The organism is Flavobacterium sp. CYK-55 (assembly GCF_018413465.1).
In the GTDB taxonomy this organism is placed as follows: domain Bacteria; phylum Bacteroidota; class Bacteroidia; order Flavobacteriales; family Flavobacteriaceae; genus Flavobacterium.
The window spans coordinates 378,378-398,252 of record NZ_JAHCDK010000002.1; the positions used below are offsets into that span (position 1 = coordinate 378,378).

Consider the following 19,875-nt stretch of genomic DNA (forward strand, 5'->3'; position numbering starts at 1 on the left):
GTCAAAAGAAAACATAGAATATGAAACATACTTACGGCTGTTATTTAAGACTCTTGCCTTTGATTTTTTTATGTCAAATGCTCAATGCTCAAAACAATTGGGACGGCGATAATGCCATCGGTGAGTTTACTCTTTGCGACAACTGGTTTGGCAATTCTTGTCCGGCAGTTTGGAATGCAACCACTGATTTGAATATTCAATTAAAAAACAGTGGTTTTCAAACCACCATGTATTTGAACTATGGTTCATGGATTGATTTGAATAATCTAACCTATTTTGCTTCATATACTCCTTCGGTAAATCAGTTTGATGCCGATGGCCCGGTGGGCAATGAAAACGGAATCAATTTCTACGGAAAAATCGAAAACTACTCTCCTAACCACACACAAGTTTTCAACTTGCCTTTTCACGGCAGAAATGCAACTGTAATCGAAATCAACCCGATTAACGGAGGCTTAACTTTTAATCGTCCCATCCTAAATAGCGGCAACCGAAATTTTAATATTTGGGGGCCAAATTCAAGAAAACTAACCCTCAATAGTTATCCTGCCGGTAATGGCAGCGTGGGTTTATACATCAAACAATACTCAATTGTTGAAGTCAATTATAATGACCCGGCCTCGCTATCAGGCGGTTATTTTGTTGAAGAGGGTGAATTATGGGTCAATTCAGCAGGAGTGATTCAAGGCCCGATTCAGGTTGGAAACGGAACAACAGCCGTCAATAAATTATACATCAGTCATGCTTCAACTGCTACTACGGTAGCCAACAATATTTCAGTTCCAACAAGCTCAGCCAACGCAACCATTGGCGCCTTAAACACCTCTAACACACATACTTATTCAGGCAACATCAATTTAAACAACAACACCGTTAACTTTGATGAAGTAAGTGCAGGAGGAACTGTTAATTTTACCGGTGGAATTTCCGGCACTGGAGGAATGCTCAAAATTGGCGCCGGATTGGTTCGATTATCTAACAGCTGTACTTACACCGGAACCACAACCATCAACGCGGGAACGCTTCAATATGGTGTTGCCAACGCGATTTCAAATTCAAGCAATGTTATCCTCAACGGAGGAAAATTCAGTACCGGAGCTACTACAGGTTATAGTGATACCGTTGGTACATTAACCCTTACCGATAATTCTACTATTGAACTCGGAACCGGAACCCACACCTTAAACTTTGCCAACAGTAATGCTGTGGCTTGGACAGCCGGACGAACACTGACCATCACCGGATGGACCAATAGCTGTTCAGGGGCTAAAATATTTGTCGGAACTGATAATACCGGATTAACCACAACACAATTGGCGCAAATTACTTTTCAAGGTTATGCCGCCGGAGCCAGCATTAGTCCTGTAGGTGAACTGATTCCGGGGAATATTGTATTGACTGCCACAGGCGGAACTTTATTGGCCAAATACAGCACATTAAAAGCTGCTTTTGACGCAATGAATTTGAGTACACATTTAGGTGTGATTAATATTTCGGTATTGAATGATATCAACGAAGGAGCCAACACCGCCGCACTAAATCAAGTAGCCGGAATTACATCAGTATTGATTCAACCGGGAGGTTGTGGCCCCAGAACCATTACCGGAACAGGTAATACTGGCGGCAGTAATCCTTTGATTGACTTAAACGGAGCTGACAACGTCACTATAGATGGCTTGAACACCAACGGAAACAGCTTAACCATCAGCAACACCAGTACTTCAGCAGCGGGTGGCACTAGTACCATTCGTTTTCTGACCGATGCAACCAACAATGTTATTACTAATTGTTCTATTTTAGGTTCGGCTACCGGTCCGGGCGCAACGGCTACCGGAAACATCTTTTTTGGTGCCGCTGCCGTTACTACCGGAAATGACAACAATACCGTTTCATACTGTAATATTGGCCCGGCCGGGGGGAATTTACCGACCAAAGGAATTCATTTTACAGGTACTTCAGGTAGAGAAAACAGCGGCATTATCATTACCAACAACAATATTTACGACTATTTCAATGCGACGGTAGAATCAGCAGGAGTTTATGTAGGTGTAGGAACAAGTACATGTACTTTTAGCAACAACCGGTTTTATCAAACCGCCAATAGAGCACAAACAACAGCTTCACAACACTCAGCTATTAAGATTGCAACTGGAGCCACCGGAAATGGTTTTTTAATTTCTGGCAACATCATCGGATACCGTTCATCTTCAGGAACGTTAACTTATCCGTTTAACGGAATTGCGGGTACAAGTTTCACTCCTATTTCGCTCTCGGTCGGAACTACCGCAACCACAGTCCAAAACAACACCATTGCCGGAATCATGTATAATATAAATACAGCTGCTGCCGGCACTATTTTTCAGGGAATTTCATCCACAGGAAGTGGCACTGTTAACGTAATCGGAAATACCTTCGGGTTAACAACAGGAACTCTTGGATTTTTCTCAACTTCAACCGCAGGTGGAAATATATTTTTCATCAACCTTTCGGGAACCGGCACGATGAACATTCAAAACAATATTGTTCAATCAGTAACTACCGGTAATAGCTTAGGATCCGCAGCTTTCAACATTACCGGAATTTCTGTAGCCGGAACTGCTGCTTATAACATTAGCAATAATACGATAGGCCACACTACGCCCGCCAATAGTATTACTATGGGTACTCTGGGCACTTCTACCACCGCGGCAACTTTTACGGGAATTACTTCGTCTGCTACCGGTAACTTGACCGTTGGTTCTTCTGGAAATTCAAACACTATTCAGAACATAACCATCAACCCTGCTGCAAACAACGCCTTTATTGGTTTTAGTAACTCTGGAGCAAACACTGCTACTTCTATTAGCTACAATGTGGTGAAAGGTGTTTCATTTGCCGCTGGTTCATCAACCGGCTCAACTTTTAGAGGCATCAACAATACAGGAGCCGTTACTGGAACTATTGATCTCAACAACAACAGTTTTGGCGTTTCAGGAACCGGAATGGTTAGCTACTCTGCAGCCAACACCGGAACATTGATTGTTTTCAATAATACTGCCGGAGGTGCAACTGCCGCTCTATCGGTTCAAAACAATGACATTCAAGGAATCACACATGCGGGAGCTACAACTTGTGCACATACGTACATCACCAACACAGCAGCAACTTTATCGCAAAACATTAGTGGTAATACATTTACCAATTTAAATGCAGCTACTACAGGAGCGGTTGCTATGATTGTTGACAATGTAATTCTCTCAGCAACAGGAACAATAAACATCGACTCAAATAGTATTGTTACCGGTTTTACAACCACAACCACCAATTTAACTTTAGTGAGTTGTACTGGAGCATCATTTACGGGGGCTGCTATTAGTTGTAGTAACAATAATTTTTCGAATATTACAGGTAGTTCAGTTGCTATTTTATCAGTTATTAATTTAGGCACCGTAAGTAACTTTCAGACCAAAACGATTTCAAACAATACGTTGAGTAATTTCACATTAGGGGTAGTAGGGATTACTGCAATCAATGCTGGAAACATTGGCGGAACCTCAACCATCAGCAACAATACTATTACCGGATTATCAAACAATTCAACCATCTCTGGGATTATTATTGGGGCCTATAACACAGGAGCGACACTCAATTGTACTTCGAATACATTGAATAATTTTAATACCACAACTGCCATATACGGAGTTTCGAGTAGTTCAGCAACTGTAGCAACCGCAACTGAAAATATATCTAATAATACGATTGGCTCATTAATTACTAGTGGCGCTTCTATTGTATATGGTATATATTCTACAGGAGTAGTTTCTAACAAAATAATTAATAATAACAACCTAACTACATTTAATTCTAACGGAAATTTTACTTATGGAATTAACCATTCCGGCGGATCCACAGTAGCCATTACCAACAATACCATCAGTAACTTTTCACAAAACAATCCAAATACAATATACGGAATTAATTCTTCTGCCGCCAGCACCACGAATACTATAACCGGAAATCAAATCAACAACATAGTAAATACTGGTTCAGGTGTTTTTTCATTGATATACGGAATTAATTATACTGGAGCAGTAGCCGCTACAATTTCAAACAACACGATCAGCAATCTTGAATCAGCATCAACTAATGCAAATCCAACCATAGGAATTAATTTAGGTATGACTGTAGCCGGAAACACGGTTAGCGGAAATACCATTTATGGACTCAATGGTTCTTTAACTTCTGCAGGAACAACCAATGTGTGCGCTATCATTAGTTCCTCTACAACCGCTGGAGGTAACATTTCAGGCAACAGAATTTACAGCCTTAGTAACGGCACTACTTCTACTACGAGTATGATTGTTGGTTTTAAACCCAACGGAGGCAGTTGGACAGTTCATAACAACATGATTTCACTCATCAACAACCAAACCGTTTCTGCTTATGGTGTTTATGACTCAGGAGCTACTGGGGCCAGAAAGTACTTTTACAACAGTATATACATTGGTGGTACCAATGCAGGTTCTAACCCTTCAGCTGCGATGCAATACAATGCCGGAGCCGGAACGGTCGACATCAAAAACAACATTTTGGTCAATGAGCAAAACAATTCTGGTAAAAACTACGCCATTGCCAATACCGCTGCGAACTTCACAGGCATGACCATGAATTACAATGTACTCAACGCGAGTAACATCAATATGGTTGCCATCAACAATACCACGGATCAAAATTTTGCCGGATGGAAATCTGCCTCAGGATTGGATGCCAATAGTTTATCTGGCATCGTAGTTCCATTTGCCAACACCGCCACCGCTGATTTACATATTACCACAACGTGTAATGATTTAGAATCAACCGGAACACCCGTAACTGTTACTACCGATTATGATGGTGTAACCCGTAATGCGACCACACCTGATATTGGAGCTGATGAATTCGCCGGATCAGCACCTGCAGCCATTACACTTTCGCCAGCCACTTTAACAGTTTGTGCCGGAAGCGGCATTGCCATTACAGCATCGAGTACTGATGCAACATACGCTTATACCTGGAGCCCAGCCACTGGTTTGAGCGCTACAACGGGCGCAACGGTAACTGCTACTCCAGCGGCCACTACTACTTATATTGTTACAGGAACTTCGCCGTCAGGTTGTACCAAGTCAAAATCATTTGTGGTTACAGTTAACCCGTTGCCAACCGCAATCACTGTGAGTCCGAGTTCGGTGAATTCTTGCCCGAATATTATTCAGACTTTGACGGTTACGCCTAATCCGAGCACGATGATTCCGATTGGAACACCAAACTCTAACACTGCTGTGGTTGGAAACACACCTTATCGTCAAGCGTCAAGCACTCAGCTCAGAATACAGTATTTAGTAACCAAAGCCGAGCTTAATGCTGCCGGAATTAACAATGCTACCAATTTAAAATCAATTTCATTCAATGTGACTTCGGCCGGAACCGGAACCATGCCTACTTATGATATTAGTATGGCACATACTGCCGCCGCTGCCTTAACTGCAACCTATATAGCTACAGGTTTTACAACGGTTTATAACGGAGTAAACATACTTCCGGTCAACGGAATCAACACCCATACATTTGCAACACCGTTTGCTTGGGACGGAACATCTAATATTGTTATCAATATATGCCATACGGCAACCGGAACCGGACTCAACCCGTTTAGCTTAGTTACATTGTGTACACCGGCAACTACAAGCACCACTTCAAGAACCGGAGGCGGGTCTTGTACCGCAGCTTCAGGAACCACCAATGCTGATAAACCTGTTATTTATTTTGAAGTTGATGCTCCGATTACCTGGTCACCAACAACTAATTTGTATGCTGATGCATTAGCTACTACAGCTTACAATCCGACAGTTCATACCAACATGCCTACTATTTATGCCAAGCCTACAGTAGCAACTACTTATACCGCATCGGTTACCAATACCGTAACCGGTTGCGCGAGTACCAGTACCGGGGCAATCACCATGAACCCGAATATTTGGAACGGAACAACTTGGAGTTTGGGAGCACCATCAGGAACCACCAATTTGGAGTTTAACGGTAACTTTACATCTTCAGCTAATTTATCAGGATGTAATTGTTCAGTAACTAGCGGAACTATTGTGTTTAATGATCCGGCAACCCTTACTTTATCAGGAGGATTAAACGTATCGGGAGGCTCGCTTACTTTTATGAACAACGCTAGTCTTTTGCAAACCAATGACAGCTCTTCCAACTCAGGAACTGTAACCATTGAGCGCATCACTCAACCTATGTATAAATTTGACTACACCTATTGGGGTAGTCCACTCACACAAGGCTCGGGCTATACCTTGGGTATGCTATCGCCCAACACTCTGATTGATAAATATTTTAGTTGGACACCTACCATTGCTAATGCGGGTGGAAATTGGGCGTTTGAAACGCAAGCAACCGTAATGGACCCTAGAAAAGGATATATTGTTCGTGCGCCACAATCGTTTTCGCCTAACCCACTGGTAAAAACAACCTATACCGCCAACTTTGTTGGAATTCCGAACAATGGTGTAATATCAAGTCCTATTTTACACGGAACATTAGCACTCGGAGTGAATGACGACAAATACAATTTATTAGGCAATCCATACCCTTCGGCTCTTGATGCGCAAGCTTTCTTGACTGATCCTGCCAATACACCAATTATTGACGGAACCATATATTTCTGGACGCACAACTCACCTATTAGCGCTTCAAATCCAAACCCGTTTTACGGAACTTTTGCTTTGAACTACAGCAGTAATGATTATGCAGCTTGGAATAGCCTAGGAGCTGTGGGCTTTAGAGGTATACAAGCAATATCAGGTGGTGCTGTGCCCAACGGATACATCAGTGTAGGTCAAGGATTCTTTACCAAAAGCTCCGGAACGGCTCCTTCACCTTCGCCGGTTACTTTTAAAAACGCAATGCGTGTTGCCGGAAATAACAGTCAATTTTTCAGAAATGCAACGGTTGCCAACCACCGTTTCTGGGTTGACTTGATTGACAACAGCGGAAGCTTTAGCCAAATTCTTATCGGCTACAAAGACGATGCTACTTTGGGTTGGGACAGAATGTATGACGGTTCGCCAATGGATGAAGGAAGTGGTCTAACCTTATATTCAATTATTCCGGACAGACATCTGAGTATACAAGCACGTCCGTTGCCGTTTGACCAACAAGACCAAGTAATTTTAGGTTATAAAGCAACGCACCCCGACACTTATTCATTCGGATTAGACAGCGTTGACGGCATGTTTGACAATCAAGATATTTTTATTGAAGACACTCAACTCAACATCATCCATGACCTGAAACAAAACCCCTATGTATTTACATCTGAAGCTGGAACATTCAACGAGCGCTTTGTGCTTAGATACAACAATACAGCTCTGACTAATGCCAATTTTGATGAGCAAAATGTAAGTGTTGGCATCATGCAACACGAATTGATGGCTCAAAGTAATGCTCAAATCAAAACAATCGAGGTATTTGACATCACCGGAAAACTAATTGCCCGCTATGAGCCGCAAAGCAATCAATTCAAAACCTTGTTCAATTTTGCACAAGGCGTTTACCTTGCTAGAATAACACTTGATAACGGTAAAGTAAGTTCAAAGAAAATCATGAACTAAAAAATATTACAAAAACAAAAAAGCCGCTCGAATTGAGCGGCTTTTTTTATTGAGCTATTACATTATTTTACAATAGTCATTTCATCCACAATGTGTTTTGCGCCTGAGAAATTCTCAATAACCCACAACACATAACGAATATCAACGTTAATGGTTCTTTGCAATTTGTTGTCAAAAATAACATCACCTGCCATAGCCTCAATGTTTCCGTCAAAAGCAAGTCCAATCAATTCACCTTTACCGTTCAAAACCGGAGAACCTGAATTACCGCCGGTAATATCGTTATCAGTCAAGAAATTCACGTGTAAGCTTCCGTCTTTATCAGCATATCTACCGTAATCTTTAGCTTTGTTCATGTCTAAAACACGTGTTGGCAAATCAAACTCTTGGTCGCCTTTTTTGTATTTTTTTACTTGACTGTCTAAAGTTGTGTAGTTGTTAATTGATACCGGATTGCGTTTATCAGCAGGCAATGCGCGTACTTTTCCGTAGGTCAAACGCAAAGTAGAGTTGGCATCCGGATATTTAATAGTTCCGATTTTTGATTCTCTCAAACCTTCCACCAATTTGCGGAATGCAGCGCCATAATCATTTTGCGCTTTGGCAATTGCATCTGATTTTGAACTAAAATGCGCTACCATATCATTAGATAAAGCATACAATGGATCATTGTCTAAAACCGCTTGACTTGGCCAATTCAAGAAAGCAGCAATGCGTTCTTTTGAAGTTAAAATACTCAAATCAATAATCGATGCTGCGTATTGAGAAAAGTCATTGTTGGTTTCTTTACCCACTTTCTCCACCATTGGCGCAATCGGATAACCCGCAGATTTAGTCGCGTATAATTTTAATTGAGCGGCCAATAAATCTTTCTCCGCCGGAATATACAATTCTTTGAACATCTCATCAGCCATTTCAGTAATCGCCGGAGCCATTTCTTTGCGTTTAGCTGCATCAGCTTTTACATAATTGTCCAGTTGTTTCCCTAAGCTACGACCAATCGTTCCAAACGCAGTGGTTCTGAACAATTGTTGTAAATAGTTGTCATGACGAGACTTTTCGTTGGTCATAGCGTAATACTTGTTGATGGTTTCTACCACAGTTCCGTATTTGGCTTTGTTAGCCGCTTTATTGGCCCAACTATTGAATTTTGCTTCTTGAGCCGCTTTTGCTTTTGAAGTTTGGAATTTAGTGAGCGCATCAATCATTCCTTGACGGTTTTTCCAGTAATTAGCCGTTGAAGCATATTTTGAAGCATACACCAAGTTCAAAGCAGCGCTCTGATCCATATACTTTTTCATGTTGTCCATACCGGTTTTGGCACCTTCCACCCAAGCCGGATAACCGAATTTTACGTTTTGCTCAATTCCACCCGCCGGCATCCAACGGTTGGTTCTGCCCGGATAACCCAAAATCATCGCAAAGTCACCTTCTTTTACACCACCCAAATTCACAGGTAAATAGTGTTTTGGTTGCAAAGGCACGTTATCAGCAGAAAAATCAGCAGGATTTCCGTTTTTATCCGCATAAATTCTAAACATAGAAAAATCTGCTGTTTGACGTGGCCATTCCCAGTTATCAGTGTCACCACCAAATTTACCTAAGCTTTCAGGTGGAGTTCCTACCAAACGAACATCTTTATAATCTTGGTAAACAAAGTAATAAAACTCATTTCCTTGAAAAAACGAACGAACCGAAACCACATATTTTCCGCCTTCATTGTTTTCTTTTTCAATTTTAGCAATCTCAGCATTGATGGCTTTTTCGCGTTCAGCTTCAGTCATTTTGTCGTTTACTTGCGCCAAGATGCGTTTTGAACAATCATCCATACGCACAAAAAAGCGCACAAATAAACTCGATGGTTTGAGCTCGCCTTTTTTGCTGTCGGCCCAATAACCGTTTTTCAGATAGTTTTTGTCAGCGGTTGAAAGCTCAGCAATGGCGTCATATCCGCAGTGGTGATTGGTGAGCACCAACCCGTCTTTTGAGATAACCTCAGCCGTACAACCTCCGTTAAACTGTACAATCGCATCTTTCAAACTGTGGTGATTGATGCTGTAAATTTCTTCAGCGGTCAATTGCAGACCCATTTTTTGCATGTCGCGGTGATTGAGTCGTTCAATAAACATCAAAAACCACATTCCTTCATCGGCCTTCACGCTCATGGGCACAAGCATCACAGCAGCAATTACGGAAAGAATCATTTTTTTCATCGGTAATTAAATTGAATTAGTTAATAATCGAGCTTATAGTCGGCGCATGAGACGGTTTGTTACAATATCAACCTCATGAGTTCCAACTCGTGCGTGCGAAGATAACGCATTTTGGCCAAAAACTTTCTCAAAAACTACAACGATGTCGTTATGGATTATGATGATTTTTGGGGCGAACGGCCGGGCTGTCCGCTTATAGTCCTCGCCGCTGCGCTGCGCTCCGCGGCTGTGGGCTACCGCTTCCATCCCTGTCGCGCATTTGAGCCAACAAAAACATCAGCACACAAAAAAAGCGCCTCATCTCTAAAGCGCTTTGGTTTATTGGGTTGCATCTGATTAATTATTGAGCATCGCCCACAATTTGTCTTTGAGCTCGGTCAAACCTTGTTGTGCCACCGACGAAATAAACAAATACGGAACTTTTTTAAACTCTTTGTCGAGTTGCTTTTTCATCTCAGCTTTGAGTTCGTCGTCGAGCATATCACATTTTGAAATCACGAGCAAACGTTCTTTATCGAGCAATTCCGGGTTGTATTCTGAAAGCTCTTTAACCAGAATATCATATTCAGCTTTGATATCTGGCGCATCGGCCGGAACCAAAAACAACAGTGTTGAGTTGCGTTCAATATGGCGTAAGAAATAATGCCCGAGGCCTTTTCCTTCGGCAGCGCCTTCAATAATTCCAGGAATATCAGCCATCACAAACGACTGAAAATCGCGGTAGGCCACAATGCCCAAATTGGGTTTCAAAGTCGTAAACGGATAATCGGCAATTTTGGGTTTGGCCGAAGTCAAAACCGAAAGCAACGTTGATTTTCCGGCATTCGGAAAACCTACCAAGCCCACATCAGCCAATACTTTGAGCTCCAAAATGATGTCCATTTCAGCACCGGGCATTCCGGGTTGTGCATAACGCGGCGTTTGGTTGGTCGAGCTTCTAAAATGCCAGTTGCCCAATCCGCCTTTTCCGCCAGGAGCGAGGATTCTTTTTTCGCCGTCTTGGGTAATTTCAAACAAGATTTCGTTGGTTTCAAAATCGCGTACCACGGTTCCGAGTGGCACTTCAATAATTTTGTCTTCACCATCGTGCCCGGTACTGCGCGAACTTCCGCCATCACCGCCGTGTCCGGCTTTCACGTGGCGCGCAAACTTCAAGTGAAACAAAGTCCACAAGCCGCTGTTGCCCACCAAATACACATGACCGCCACGACCACCATCACCGCCGTCAGGGCCGCCTTTTTCAATAAATTTTTCGCGGTGCAAATGGCTTGAGCCTCGGCCACCTTTGCCTGATGCGACATATATTTTTACGTAGTCAACAAAATTGCCTTCGGTCATATTTTTAGTTTGTTATTATGATACGACCCATTAGATGATTAAAATACCTTACAGCCACCGGCTGTCCTCCTTTTAATTTCAAATCCTCGGTCATATTTTTAGTTGTCGATTGTCAGTTGTTGTTAATGAATAAACAACAGTCAGTAACAAAAATTAATTATTCTTTTAAGGCACGCATGCCTACTTTACTTATTTTCACGCCGTCCATTTCAAGCACTTCCAGTTCAAATCTTTGCCAGATGAGTTTCTCTCCTTTTTTTGGAATGTTTCCGAGCTCAGTGATTACAAATCCGCTCACGGTGGTTACTTCATAATCGCTGGTGAGTTCATCCAAATCAAAATACGTCAAGAAATCGTGCAGCGAATATTGCCCGTCAATGGTCCAGGTATTGTCAGGATTCGCTATGAGTTGATATTCGTCATCGTCAAAATCAGCGGCGTCGCCCACGAGCGCCTCTAAAATGTCATTCAAAGTAATAATGCCTTGAAAAACACCAAACTCGTCCATGACAAAAGCATAATGAACTTTAGAGCGTTTAAAATTTTCGAGTGCTTTATAGGCAGAGGTTTGCTCAATGAGATACACGGGTTCTTTGGTGATTTTTTTCAAATCAAACTTTCCGGTTTCAATGGCTACAAATAAATCTTTGAGCAAAACAACACCCAGAACTTCGTCGAGGTTTTCGCCACACACCGGATATACCGAATGCAATTCTTCAAGCACTTTGGCTTTGAGTTCTTCAACAGTATCCTCAACCGAAAGATAGACTATTGAACTGCGGTGCGTCATGAGTGAATTGACTTTGCGATCGCCAATGTGAAACACGCGTTCAACAATATCTTGCTCGATTTCTTGCACCTCGCCCACTTCAGTACCTTCTTTGATGATGGCTTTGATTTCGTCTTCGGTGACTTTGCCGTCGGCGGTAGGTTTGATATTGAATAGATTGAGTAAACCGTCGGTTGATTGCGTGAGTAACCAAATAAACGGAGCAGTTACTTGTGAGATCACCTTCATCGGAACGGCCACCGATTTGGCGATGCTTTCAGGGTAATTGAGTCCGATGCGTTTGGGCAACAATTCGCCCAAAACGAGTGAAAAATAAGTCAAAACCACCACGACAATTCCGACCGCCAATGAATGTGCATACGGTTGCAACATCGGGAATCCTTCGATGAACAGTTGTACATCTGTAGTGATTTTATCACCCGAATAAATACCGGTTAAAATACTGATGAGCGTGATGCCGATTTGCACCGTCGAGAGCAATTTGTTGGGCGCGTTGACCAAATCAAGCGCGGTTTTGGCGCCATCGCTTCCTTTTTTGGCAGCGGTTTCAAGACGGTTTTTGCGTGCCGAAATCAGTGCGATTTCAGACATTGAAAACACGCCGTTGAGCAAAATCAAAAAAAGAATAATCAGTATTTCCAAAGATGGTTGTTTTAGTGAAACATGAAGTAACACGGCTGCCCTAGCCCCGATTGAAGCAAGCTACCGCGTAGCGCGAAAAGCGGGAAAAAGCTACAAAGAATCAATCACAGCACTCAAACGCTCGGTGATTTCGGCAATAGCGCCAATGCCATCTACCGCGTGAAATTTGCCTTGGGCTTTGTAAAAATCCATAAGCGGAGCCGTTTTTTCGTTGTATTCTTGATAGCGATTTCTGATTTTTTCTTCGTCTTGATCATCCGGACGGCCTGAGGTTTTTCCGCGTTCTAAAAGGCGTTGCACCAAGATTTCATCGTTGGCCTCAAGCGCCACGGTGGCCGTAATGCTTTGCCCTTTGGTGGTTAAAAAAGCATCGAGCGCCTCGGCCTGAGCAATGGTTCTCGGAAAACCGTCAAACAAAAATCCGGCTGAATCAGGGTTTTGATCGACCTCGCTTTGCAACATCTGAATGGTGACTGCATCGGGCACCAAATCGCCTTGATCCATATAGCTTTTGGCCAATTGACCGAGCTCAGTGTTGTTTTTGATGTTGTATCTAAAAATATCACCGGTGGACAAATGCGTGAGGTTGTATTTTTCTTTTAAAAATTCGGCTTGGGTTCCTTTGCCTGCGCCTGGTTTTCCGAAGAGAACGATGTTGATCATTGTGAAAGTTTATAAGAGTTTATAAAGTTTAGAAAAGTTTAGGAAGTTTAAAAGGTTTATATAGTTTAGTTGGCGGCGAGTTGATAAACGTCGGGCAAATTGCGGCCGAGTCCGTCATAGTCGAGTCCGTAACCCACGATAAATTTATTCGGGATACGAATGCCAACATAGTCAATTTTGATGTCTTTTTTATACGCATCGGGTTTGAAAAACAAAGTGGCAAACTTGAGGTGTTTGACGTTTTGTGCTTTGAGCAGGGCTTTGAGTTCTTCGATGGTGTTTCCGGTATCAACAATATCTTCAATCACCACTACGGTGCGCCCTTCAAGGTTTTGGTTAACGCCGATGAGTTGTTTGACTTCATGGGTAGTTTGTGTGCCTTCATACGAAGCCATTTTTACAAAACTCACCTCGCACATACCGCGGTAGTGTTTCATTAAATCGGCCACCACCATAAAAGCACCGTTGAGTACGCCTATAAAAACCGGAACTTCTTCAAAAAAATCGTCGTCCATTTGTTTGGCCATATTTTGAATGGCGAACTGAATTTCATCGGACGAGATGAAAGGTTCAAAAGTTTTGTCGTGTAAACGTATCATGTTGTGCTGTTTGAATAAGCTGCAAATTTACACAAGTATTGACTACCACCTCAATTGGTTGTGGACTTTTTTGCAAAAATGGTATATTTATGCAATGAATATGAACTTCTACAAACAAATCACCACCGGTAACGCCGGACTTAAATGCCGAAACGCGAACATCAAACGCGTACTCGATGCGCCCGAATTGCTGCATGATTTGGTGCAGATAGCCACCAATCTTTCAGACAAAAATCAGCACAAAGCCATCTGGATTGTTGAAATGCTCGCCGAACAAAACGCGGCTATACTCCAACCTTACGCGCAAAAATTATTAGATACGATTCCGCAATTTAAGCATGAATCGGCCATTCGTGGCTCGTCAAGGATTGTATTGTTTATGAGCAAGTTTGAGCCCATATTCTTGACCGAAGCCCAACAGCAAACTTGCATTGAAATCGCGTTAGATTGGCTCATCAACGACCAAATTAAAGTTGCACCCAAAGCCAATGCCTTGTATACTTTGGCGCATTATATGAAAAAGCAAACCTGGCTCAAAGATGAGCTCAGAGAAATCATCGGCAAAGATTTCGCCCAGCAATCGGTAGCCTACAAAGCGGCGGCGAAAGTCGTGCTCAAAAAGCTCAAAGCTTGATGCATTGTTCCGGGATAAAAATTATCTTTGCGCACACAACAACACAACACGTACTGATTAAGTACAAAACCAAAATAACTACAACCCATGAATTATTTCTCTTCCGATTTTACCCTCGGAATCTTGGGCGGCGGTCAACTCGGCAAAATGCTCTTGACCGAAACGCGCAAATTTGACCTCAAAACTTTTGTGCTCGACCCCTCTGCTGAAGCGCCCGGACAATTTGGCTGCAACCGTTTTTTTCAAGGCGATTTGATGGATTTTGACACCGTTTACCACTTCGGAAAACAAGTTGATTTGCTCACCCTAGAAATTGAAAACGTCAATCTTGAGGCGCTCGAACAACTCGAAAACGAAGGTTTAAAAGTTTATCCATCTGTCCAGACTTTAAAGCTGATACAGAACAAAGGCACCCAAAAAGATTTTTACCAAAAGCATCAAATTCCCACTTCGGCACATCAGAGATTTTCTGATTTAAATGCATTACAAGCTGCTGTAACATCAAGCGCAGTCAAGATGCCGTTTGTCTGGAAAGCCGCTCGATTTGGCTATGACGGCAACGGAGTTAAAATTGTGCGCAACTCAGAAAACTTAAACGCGTTGCCCGATACAGAATGTATTGCCGAACAACTCGTTCCCTTCACGCATGAATTGGCCGTCATTGTGGCGCGCTCAGCATCAGGCGAAGTCAAAACCTATCCGGTGGTTGAAATGGAATTTCACCCTGAAGCCAATCAAGTAGAATACGTGATTTGTCCGGCGAGAATTCCGGAGGATATCGCACAAAAAGCTACCCAAATTGCGCTGCAAGTCTCCACTGCTTTCGCGCACGTAGGCCTTTTGGCGGTTGAAATGTTTTTAACGGCAGACGGCGCCATTTATGTCAATGAAGTAGCGCCACGTCCGCACAATTCAGGCCATTACAGTATTGAAGCCAGTTACACATCGCAATTTGAAAACCATCTGCGCGCCATACTGGGCTTACCGCTCGGAAACACCCAGAGCAAAGTAGCCGGCGTGATGGTCAATTTGGTCGGCGCCGAAGGTTATTCGGGCGAAGTTGTGTATGAAAATATCGAAAAAATCATGACGCTAGACGGAGTCACACCGCACATCTACGGCAAAAAACAAACACGCCCTTTCAGAAAAATGGGCCATGTAACCATTGTGCATCCTAGTATGAACCAAGCGCGCAAAACCGCCGAAGAAGTTAAAAAAACCATCCGCGTGATCAGTAAAAAATAACCGCCGATTGTCTACATTTACAACGTCAAAAAAATCCAACCGATGAAAGTAGCCATCATCATGGGAAGCCAAAGCGACCTTCCCGTCATGCAAGAAGCCATAGATGTTTTACACCAATTGGGCATTGCCACGCAAGTTGATATTGTATCGGCCCACCGAACCCCCGAAAAACTCGTCGAATTTAGCACCAGCGCACACAAAAACGGCATCAACGTCATCATTGCCGGCGCAGGCGGAGCGGCACATTTACCCGGTATGGTGGCCTCAATGAGTCCGCTTCCGGTGATTGGCGTTCCGGTTAAATCAAGCAATTCTATAGACGGCTGGGATTCGGTTTTGTCGATTCTGCAAATGCCAGGCGGTGTGCCTGTGGCCACAGTAGCGCTCAACGGAGCCAAAAATGCAGGCATCTTGGCCGCCCAAATCATCGGCGCATCCAACCCTGAAGTGCTTCAAAAAATCATTGATTACAAACAAAGTCTCAAAGAAGCCGTTTTAAAAGCTTCGTCTGAATTAAAGAATAAATATTAGAAGCTTTTTCCCGCTGTTCGATTACAAAGTGTTTTGCTAAAGCAAAAATACCTGAAGCCCACCGGGCTTCCTCCTCTTAATATCAAATCATCGGGGCTAAAGCCAACGTTTTCGCTCAATAACATTATGCAAATACTTACCCAACGTTTCACGACACCACACAATACGGCACCGTTTAGCCAAATCAAACTCGAAGATTATCAACCGGCTTTTGAGGCCAACATCGCCGCCGCCCGCGCCGAGATTGACGCCATCATCAGTAATCCCGCAGCGCCCACTTTTGAAAACACCATTGAAGCTTTGGAATGCTCCGGGCAAGCGCTTGATCGGTTATCATCGATTTTCTTCAACTTAAATTCAGCCCAAACCAACGAAACCATGCAAAAAATAGCGCAAGAAGTTTCACCCTTGCTCACGGCTTTTGGCAACGATATTGCGCTCAACGAAGATTTGTTCAAACGCGTCAAAACGGTCTACGAGCAGCGCGATCAGCTGAATCTTACCGCCGAACAAAGTATGTTGCTCGAGAAAAAATTCAAAGGTTTTAGCCGCAACGGAGCTTTGCTCTCTGAAGATAAAAAAGAGCGTTTGCGCGAAATTGACACCGAACTCGCCAAACTCAAACTCACCTTTGGCGAAAATGTCTTGGCCGAAACCAATGACTATCAGTTGCACATTACCAACGAGGGTGAATTATCAGGTTTGCCCGAAGGCGCTAAAGAAGCTGCGGCTGCACTGGCACAATCTAAAAACCTTGAAGGTTGGTTGTTTACGCTAGATTTTCCGAGTTATATGCCGGTGGTTACCTATGCCGACAACCGAGCTTTGCGTCGTGAAATTGCTTTGGCTTATGGCAAAAAAGCATTCCAAAACAACCCATACAACAACACACAAAACATTCAAAAAATAGTAGCGCTGCGTCATGAACGCGCACAATTGTTGGGCTACGAATCACATGCGCATTTTGTACTTGAAGAACGTATGGCGCAAAACCCCGAGCGCGTAAAAACCTTTTTAGAAGAGTTACTGCAAAAAGCCAAACCGGCTTCTGAGCGCGAATTTGCACAGCTGAGCGCTTTTGCAAAAAAATTAGATGGCATTGAACAACTCGAAAAATGGGATGGCGCTTATTATTCTGAAAAACTCAAACAAAAATTATTCAGCTTAGACGATGAATTGCTCAAGCCGTATTTTAAACTCGAAAATGTTTTAAATGGAGCGTTCACGGTAGCTGAAAAACTCTTTGGCATTACTTTTCACGAAGTATCCAACATTGAGAAATACCATCCGGAAGTGCAAACCTATGAAGTGCGCGATTTTGAGCAGGAACTCGTGGCTATTTTTTATGCCGATTTCTTTCCGCGCAAAGGCAAACGCCCGGGCGCTTGGATGACTTCGTTTAAATCGCAATCTATTCAGAATGGCATCAACGAACGTCCGCATGTATCGATTGTGTGCAACTTTACCCCGCCAACACCATCCAAACCATCGTTGTTGACTTTTAATGAAGTGACAACTTTATTCCACGAATTTGGTCACGCACTACACGGCATGCTCGCCAATACAGTATATCCGAGTTTATCGGGTACTTCAGTATATTGGGATTTTGTGGAACTCCCAAGCCAAGTCATGGAAAACTGGTGTTACGAGCCCGAAGCTTTGGCTTTGTTTGCGCATCACTACCAAAGTGGCGAAGTAATTCCGCAAGAATACGTGAACAAAATCAAAGAAAGCGCGAGCTTTTTAGAAGGTATGGCTACTGTGCGTCAACTGAGTTTTGGTTTGCTCGATATGGCCTATCACACGCAGGCAACCGAAATCAAAGACGTCAAAGCTTTTGAAGTGGCAGCTACCGAGCGCACCGCTTTGTATCCGGATGTGACGGAAAATTGTTTGAGCGTGTCGTTTTCGCATATTTTTCAGGGCGGATATTCATCGGGCTATTACAGCTACAAATGGGCCGAAGTTTTGGATGCCGATGCTTTTGAGTTCTTTCAAGAAAACGGAATTTTCAACAAAGAAATTGCCGAGCGTTTCAAAGAAAATGTTTTGTCAAAAGGCGGAACCGAATTACCGATGGAACTCTACAAACGCTTTCGCGGACAAGAACCCAAACCGGAAGCTTTGCTCAGACGCGCGGGTTTGTTGTAATGCTCAATTCTGAAAATTATAGTTTGATTACTTTTAAGGATCTTGGTTTTTCTTGCTCAAAGACTTTCAACCAATAAACACCTTTTTCTAATGAACTTATATCAAGTTCTGTTTGATTGATTTGAGGATAACTATGATCTATTACAGATTTTCCGAGCACATCAATCACCTGGATTTTTTGTATGTTTTGACCCGTAACCGTTAGAGATTTTTCAGTTGGATTTGGAAAGGCTTTGAGTGGATTTTTAGATGTAAAATCAGTAATTGCAAAGCAACCACAAGGTGTAGCATTCCATTTAAAAATTCCGCCAACCAAAGGGCTTTCACTATAACCGCCTGCAAAACCATGACTTAGACTAAACATAGATATTTGGTTTCCATCAACCGGGACTGAATCATATATAGGCTCCCAAGTAATTCCTGAATCTACTGTGTAAGAAGAGCCTCTTTGAAAAATATGATCACTACCTATCACAATATAGGCATGGAGAAGTCCGGGAATTGAAGAAATTGAGCCGTCGCGAAAATCCCCAGACCAAGCATGTTCAAACCAACTATTGCCTCCGTCAGAGGTATAATACAAATTGAATTCTGATGCCAATATTCCGTTGTTTTGATCTGTAAAAGCAAAATCAACAGTTTCGTTATTGATCATTGCACCGCCAAAATCAGGGATTGGAGATGACAAAGCAGTCCAAGTAAGGCCTCTGTCAGATGATTTTAAAAGCCGGTTATAAGTGGTCAGAATCCAAATGGTGTTTTCGGTAACTGTGTATTTATTGCGTATACCGTATTCATCGGTAGCTAATGGAATTAATGCTTCTGAAATAGCCACGCGTGACCAATTCGCTCCGCCGTTGGTTGTGGTATAAATTTCAAAATAACCACCCGCCGGATCGCCCATGGCTACTCCTTGATTTTGATTCCAAAAATGCACTAAGTTTGGATAGGATGATTCATCAGAGAAATCAGCTGAATTCTGTCTGTTCCAATGAACACCCCCATCGATGGTTTTCCAGATACCGCCCAAAACATTAGATGTTGTAGGAAAAACGGCCGCATAAGCTTCAGACGCAGAAGTTCCGGATATGTTGGCAATTTCTAAATTGGGTGCATCTGAGCCTAAATCAATTTCTGCAGAGGCCCAAACAAAACCGCCATCAAGGGTTTTTGAAAAACGTCTGATAGAACTTTGAGTTGATGCTCCGGATTCCATATTGAGCCATGTGACATTTTCATCGACAATTGAAATACTTCTAACGCCGGTGCCTTGAGCGGTTTGTGCTGTGGAATATTGTGTCCAAAAATCTTGGGCTTGGGCTTTTGAAGCCAGAAATAAAATAAAAATGAGGACTGCTTTTTTCATGATTGGATGGATTATACAGTTTAGAATCAAACAAATATAGTTTTAAATGAATAAGATTTA

The 19,875-nt window shown here is 42.7% G+C and carries 11 protein-coding genes; 5 read left to right on the forward strand and 6 right to left on the reverse strand.

What is annotated here, in order from left to right:
* Positions 1-20 precede the first annotated feature (20 nt).
* Positions 21-7,643, forward strand: coding sequence for a T9SS type A sorting domain-containing protein (locus tag KIH23_RS04315; RefSeq protein WP_213211432.1), 7,623 nt, complete (start codon positions 21-23; stop codon positions 7,641-7,643).
* A gap of 62 nt (positions 7,644-7,705) precedes the next feature.
* Here the strand turns inward: KIH23_RS04315 and KIH23_RS04320 are convergent, their stop codons facing one another.
* The 5 genes from KIH23_RS04320 to hpt form a co-directional block, all read right to left on the reverse strand.
* Entirely contained in the window at positions 7,706-9,856 is a 2,151-nt protein-coding gene (locus KIH23_RS04320) for a S46 family peptidase (RefSeq protein WP_213211433.1), read from the reverse strand.
* Positions 9,857-10,192: 336 nt separating this feature from the next.
* Positions 10,193-11,194 carry a GTPase ObgE gene (gene obgE, locus KIH23_RS04325; protein ID WP_213211434.1) on the reverse strand — a complete coding sequence of 334 codons (1,002 nt, stop codon included), beginning with the start codon at positions 11,192-11,194 and terminating at the stop codon, positions 10,193-10,195.
* A 157-nt stretch (positions 11,195-11,351) separates the two neighbouring features.
* A complete protein-coding gene (locus KIH23_RS04330) occupies positions 11,352-12,626 on the reverse strand; it encodes a hemolysin family protein (RefSeq protein ID WP_213211435.1) in 1,275 nt (424 codons plus the stop codon).
* Between the two features lie 90 nt (positions 12,627-12,716).
* Positions 12,717-13,289, reverse strand: a complete 573-nt coding sequence (locus tag KIH23_RS04335; RefSeq protein WP_213211436.1) for an adenylate kinase — start codon at positions 13,287-13,289, stop codon at positions 12,717-12,719.
* Between the two features lie 65 nt (positions 13,290-13,354).
* Positions 13,355-13,888 (reverse strand): hypoxanthine phosphoribosyltransferase, encoded by a 534-nt coding sequence (hpt, locus tag KIH23_RS04340; protein ID WP_213211437.1) that lies wholly within the window; start codon positions 13,886-13,888, stop codon positions 13,355-13,357.
* Positions 13,889-13,898: 10 nt separating this feature from the next.
* On the opposite strand from hpt, the gene KIH23_RS04345 reads away from it, so the two are divergent.
* The 4 genes from KIH23_RS04345 to KIH23_RS04360 all read left to right on the forward strand — a co-directional run bounded on the left by KIH23_RS04345 (position 13,899) and on the right by KIH23_RS04360 (position 18,449).
* Positions 13,899-14,522, forward strand: a complete 624-nt coding sequence (locus KIH23_RS04345) for a hypothetical protein (RefSeq protein WP_213211438.1) — start codon at positions 13,899-13,901, stop codon at positions 14,520-14,522.
* An 87-nt stretch (positions 14,523-14,609) separates the two neighbouring features.
* A complete protein-coding gene (locus tag KIH23_RS04350) occupies positions 14,610-15,767 on the forward strand; it encodes a 5-(carboxyamino)imidazole ribonucleotide synthase (protein ID WP_213211439.1) in 1,158 nt (385 codons plus the stop codon).
* Between the two features lie 42 nt (positions 15,768-15,809).
* Positions 15,810-16,298, forward strand: coding sequence for a 5-(carboxyamino)imidazole ribonucleotide mutase (gene purE, locus KIH23_RS04355; RefSeq protein WP_213211440.1), 489 nt, complete (start codon positions 15,810-15,812; stop codon positions 16,296-16,298).
* Positions 16,299-16,424: 126 nt separating this feature from the next.
* Positions 16,425-18,449 (forward strand): M3 family metallopeptidase, encoded by a 2,025-nt coding sequence (locus KIH23_RS04360; protein WP_213211441.1) that lies wholly within the window; start codon positions 16,425-16,427, stop codon positions 18,447-18,449.
* A gap of 16 nt (positions 18,450-18,465) precedes the next feature.
* On the opposite strand, the gene KIH23_RS04365 is transcribed toward KIH23_RS04360, so the two are convergent.
* Positions 18,466-19,815: a T9SS type A sorting domain-containing protein gene (locus KIH23_RS04365; protein WP_213211442.1), complete on the reverse strand. Its 1,350-nt coding sequence runs from the start codon at positions 19,813-19,815 to the stop codon at positions 18,466-18,468.
* Positions 19,816-19,875 lie beyond the last annotated feature (60 nt).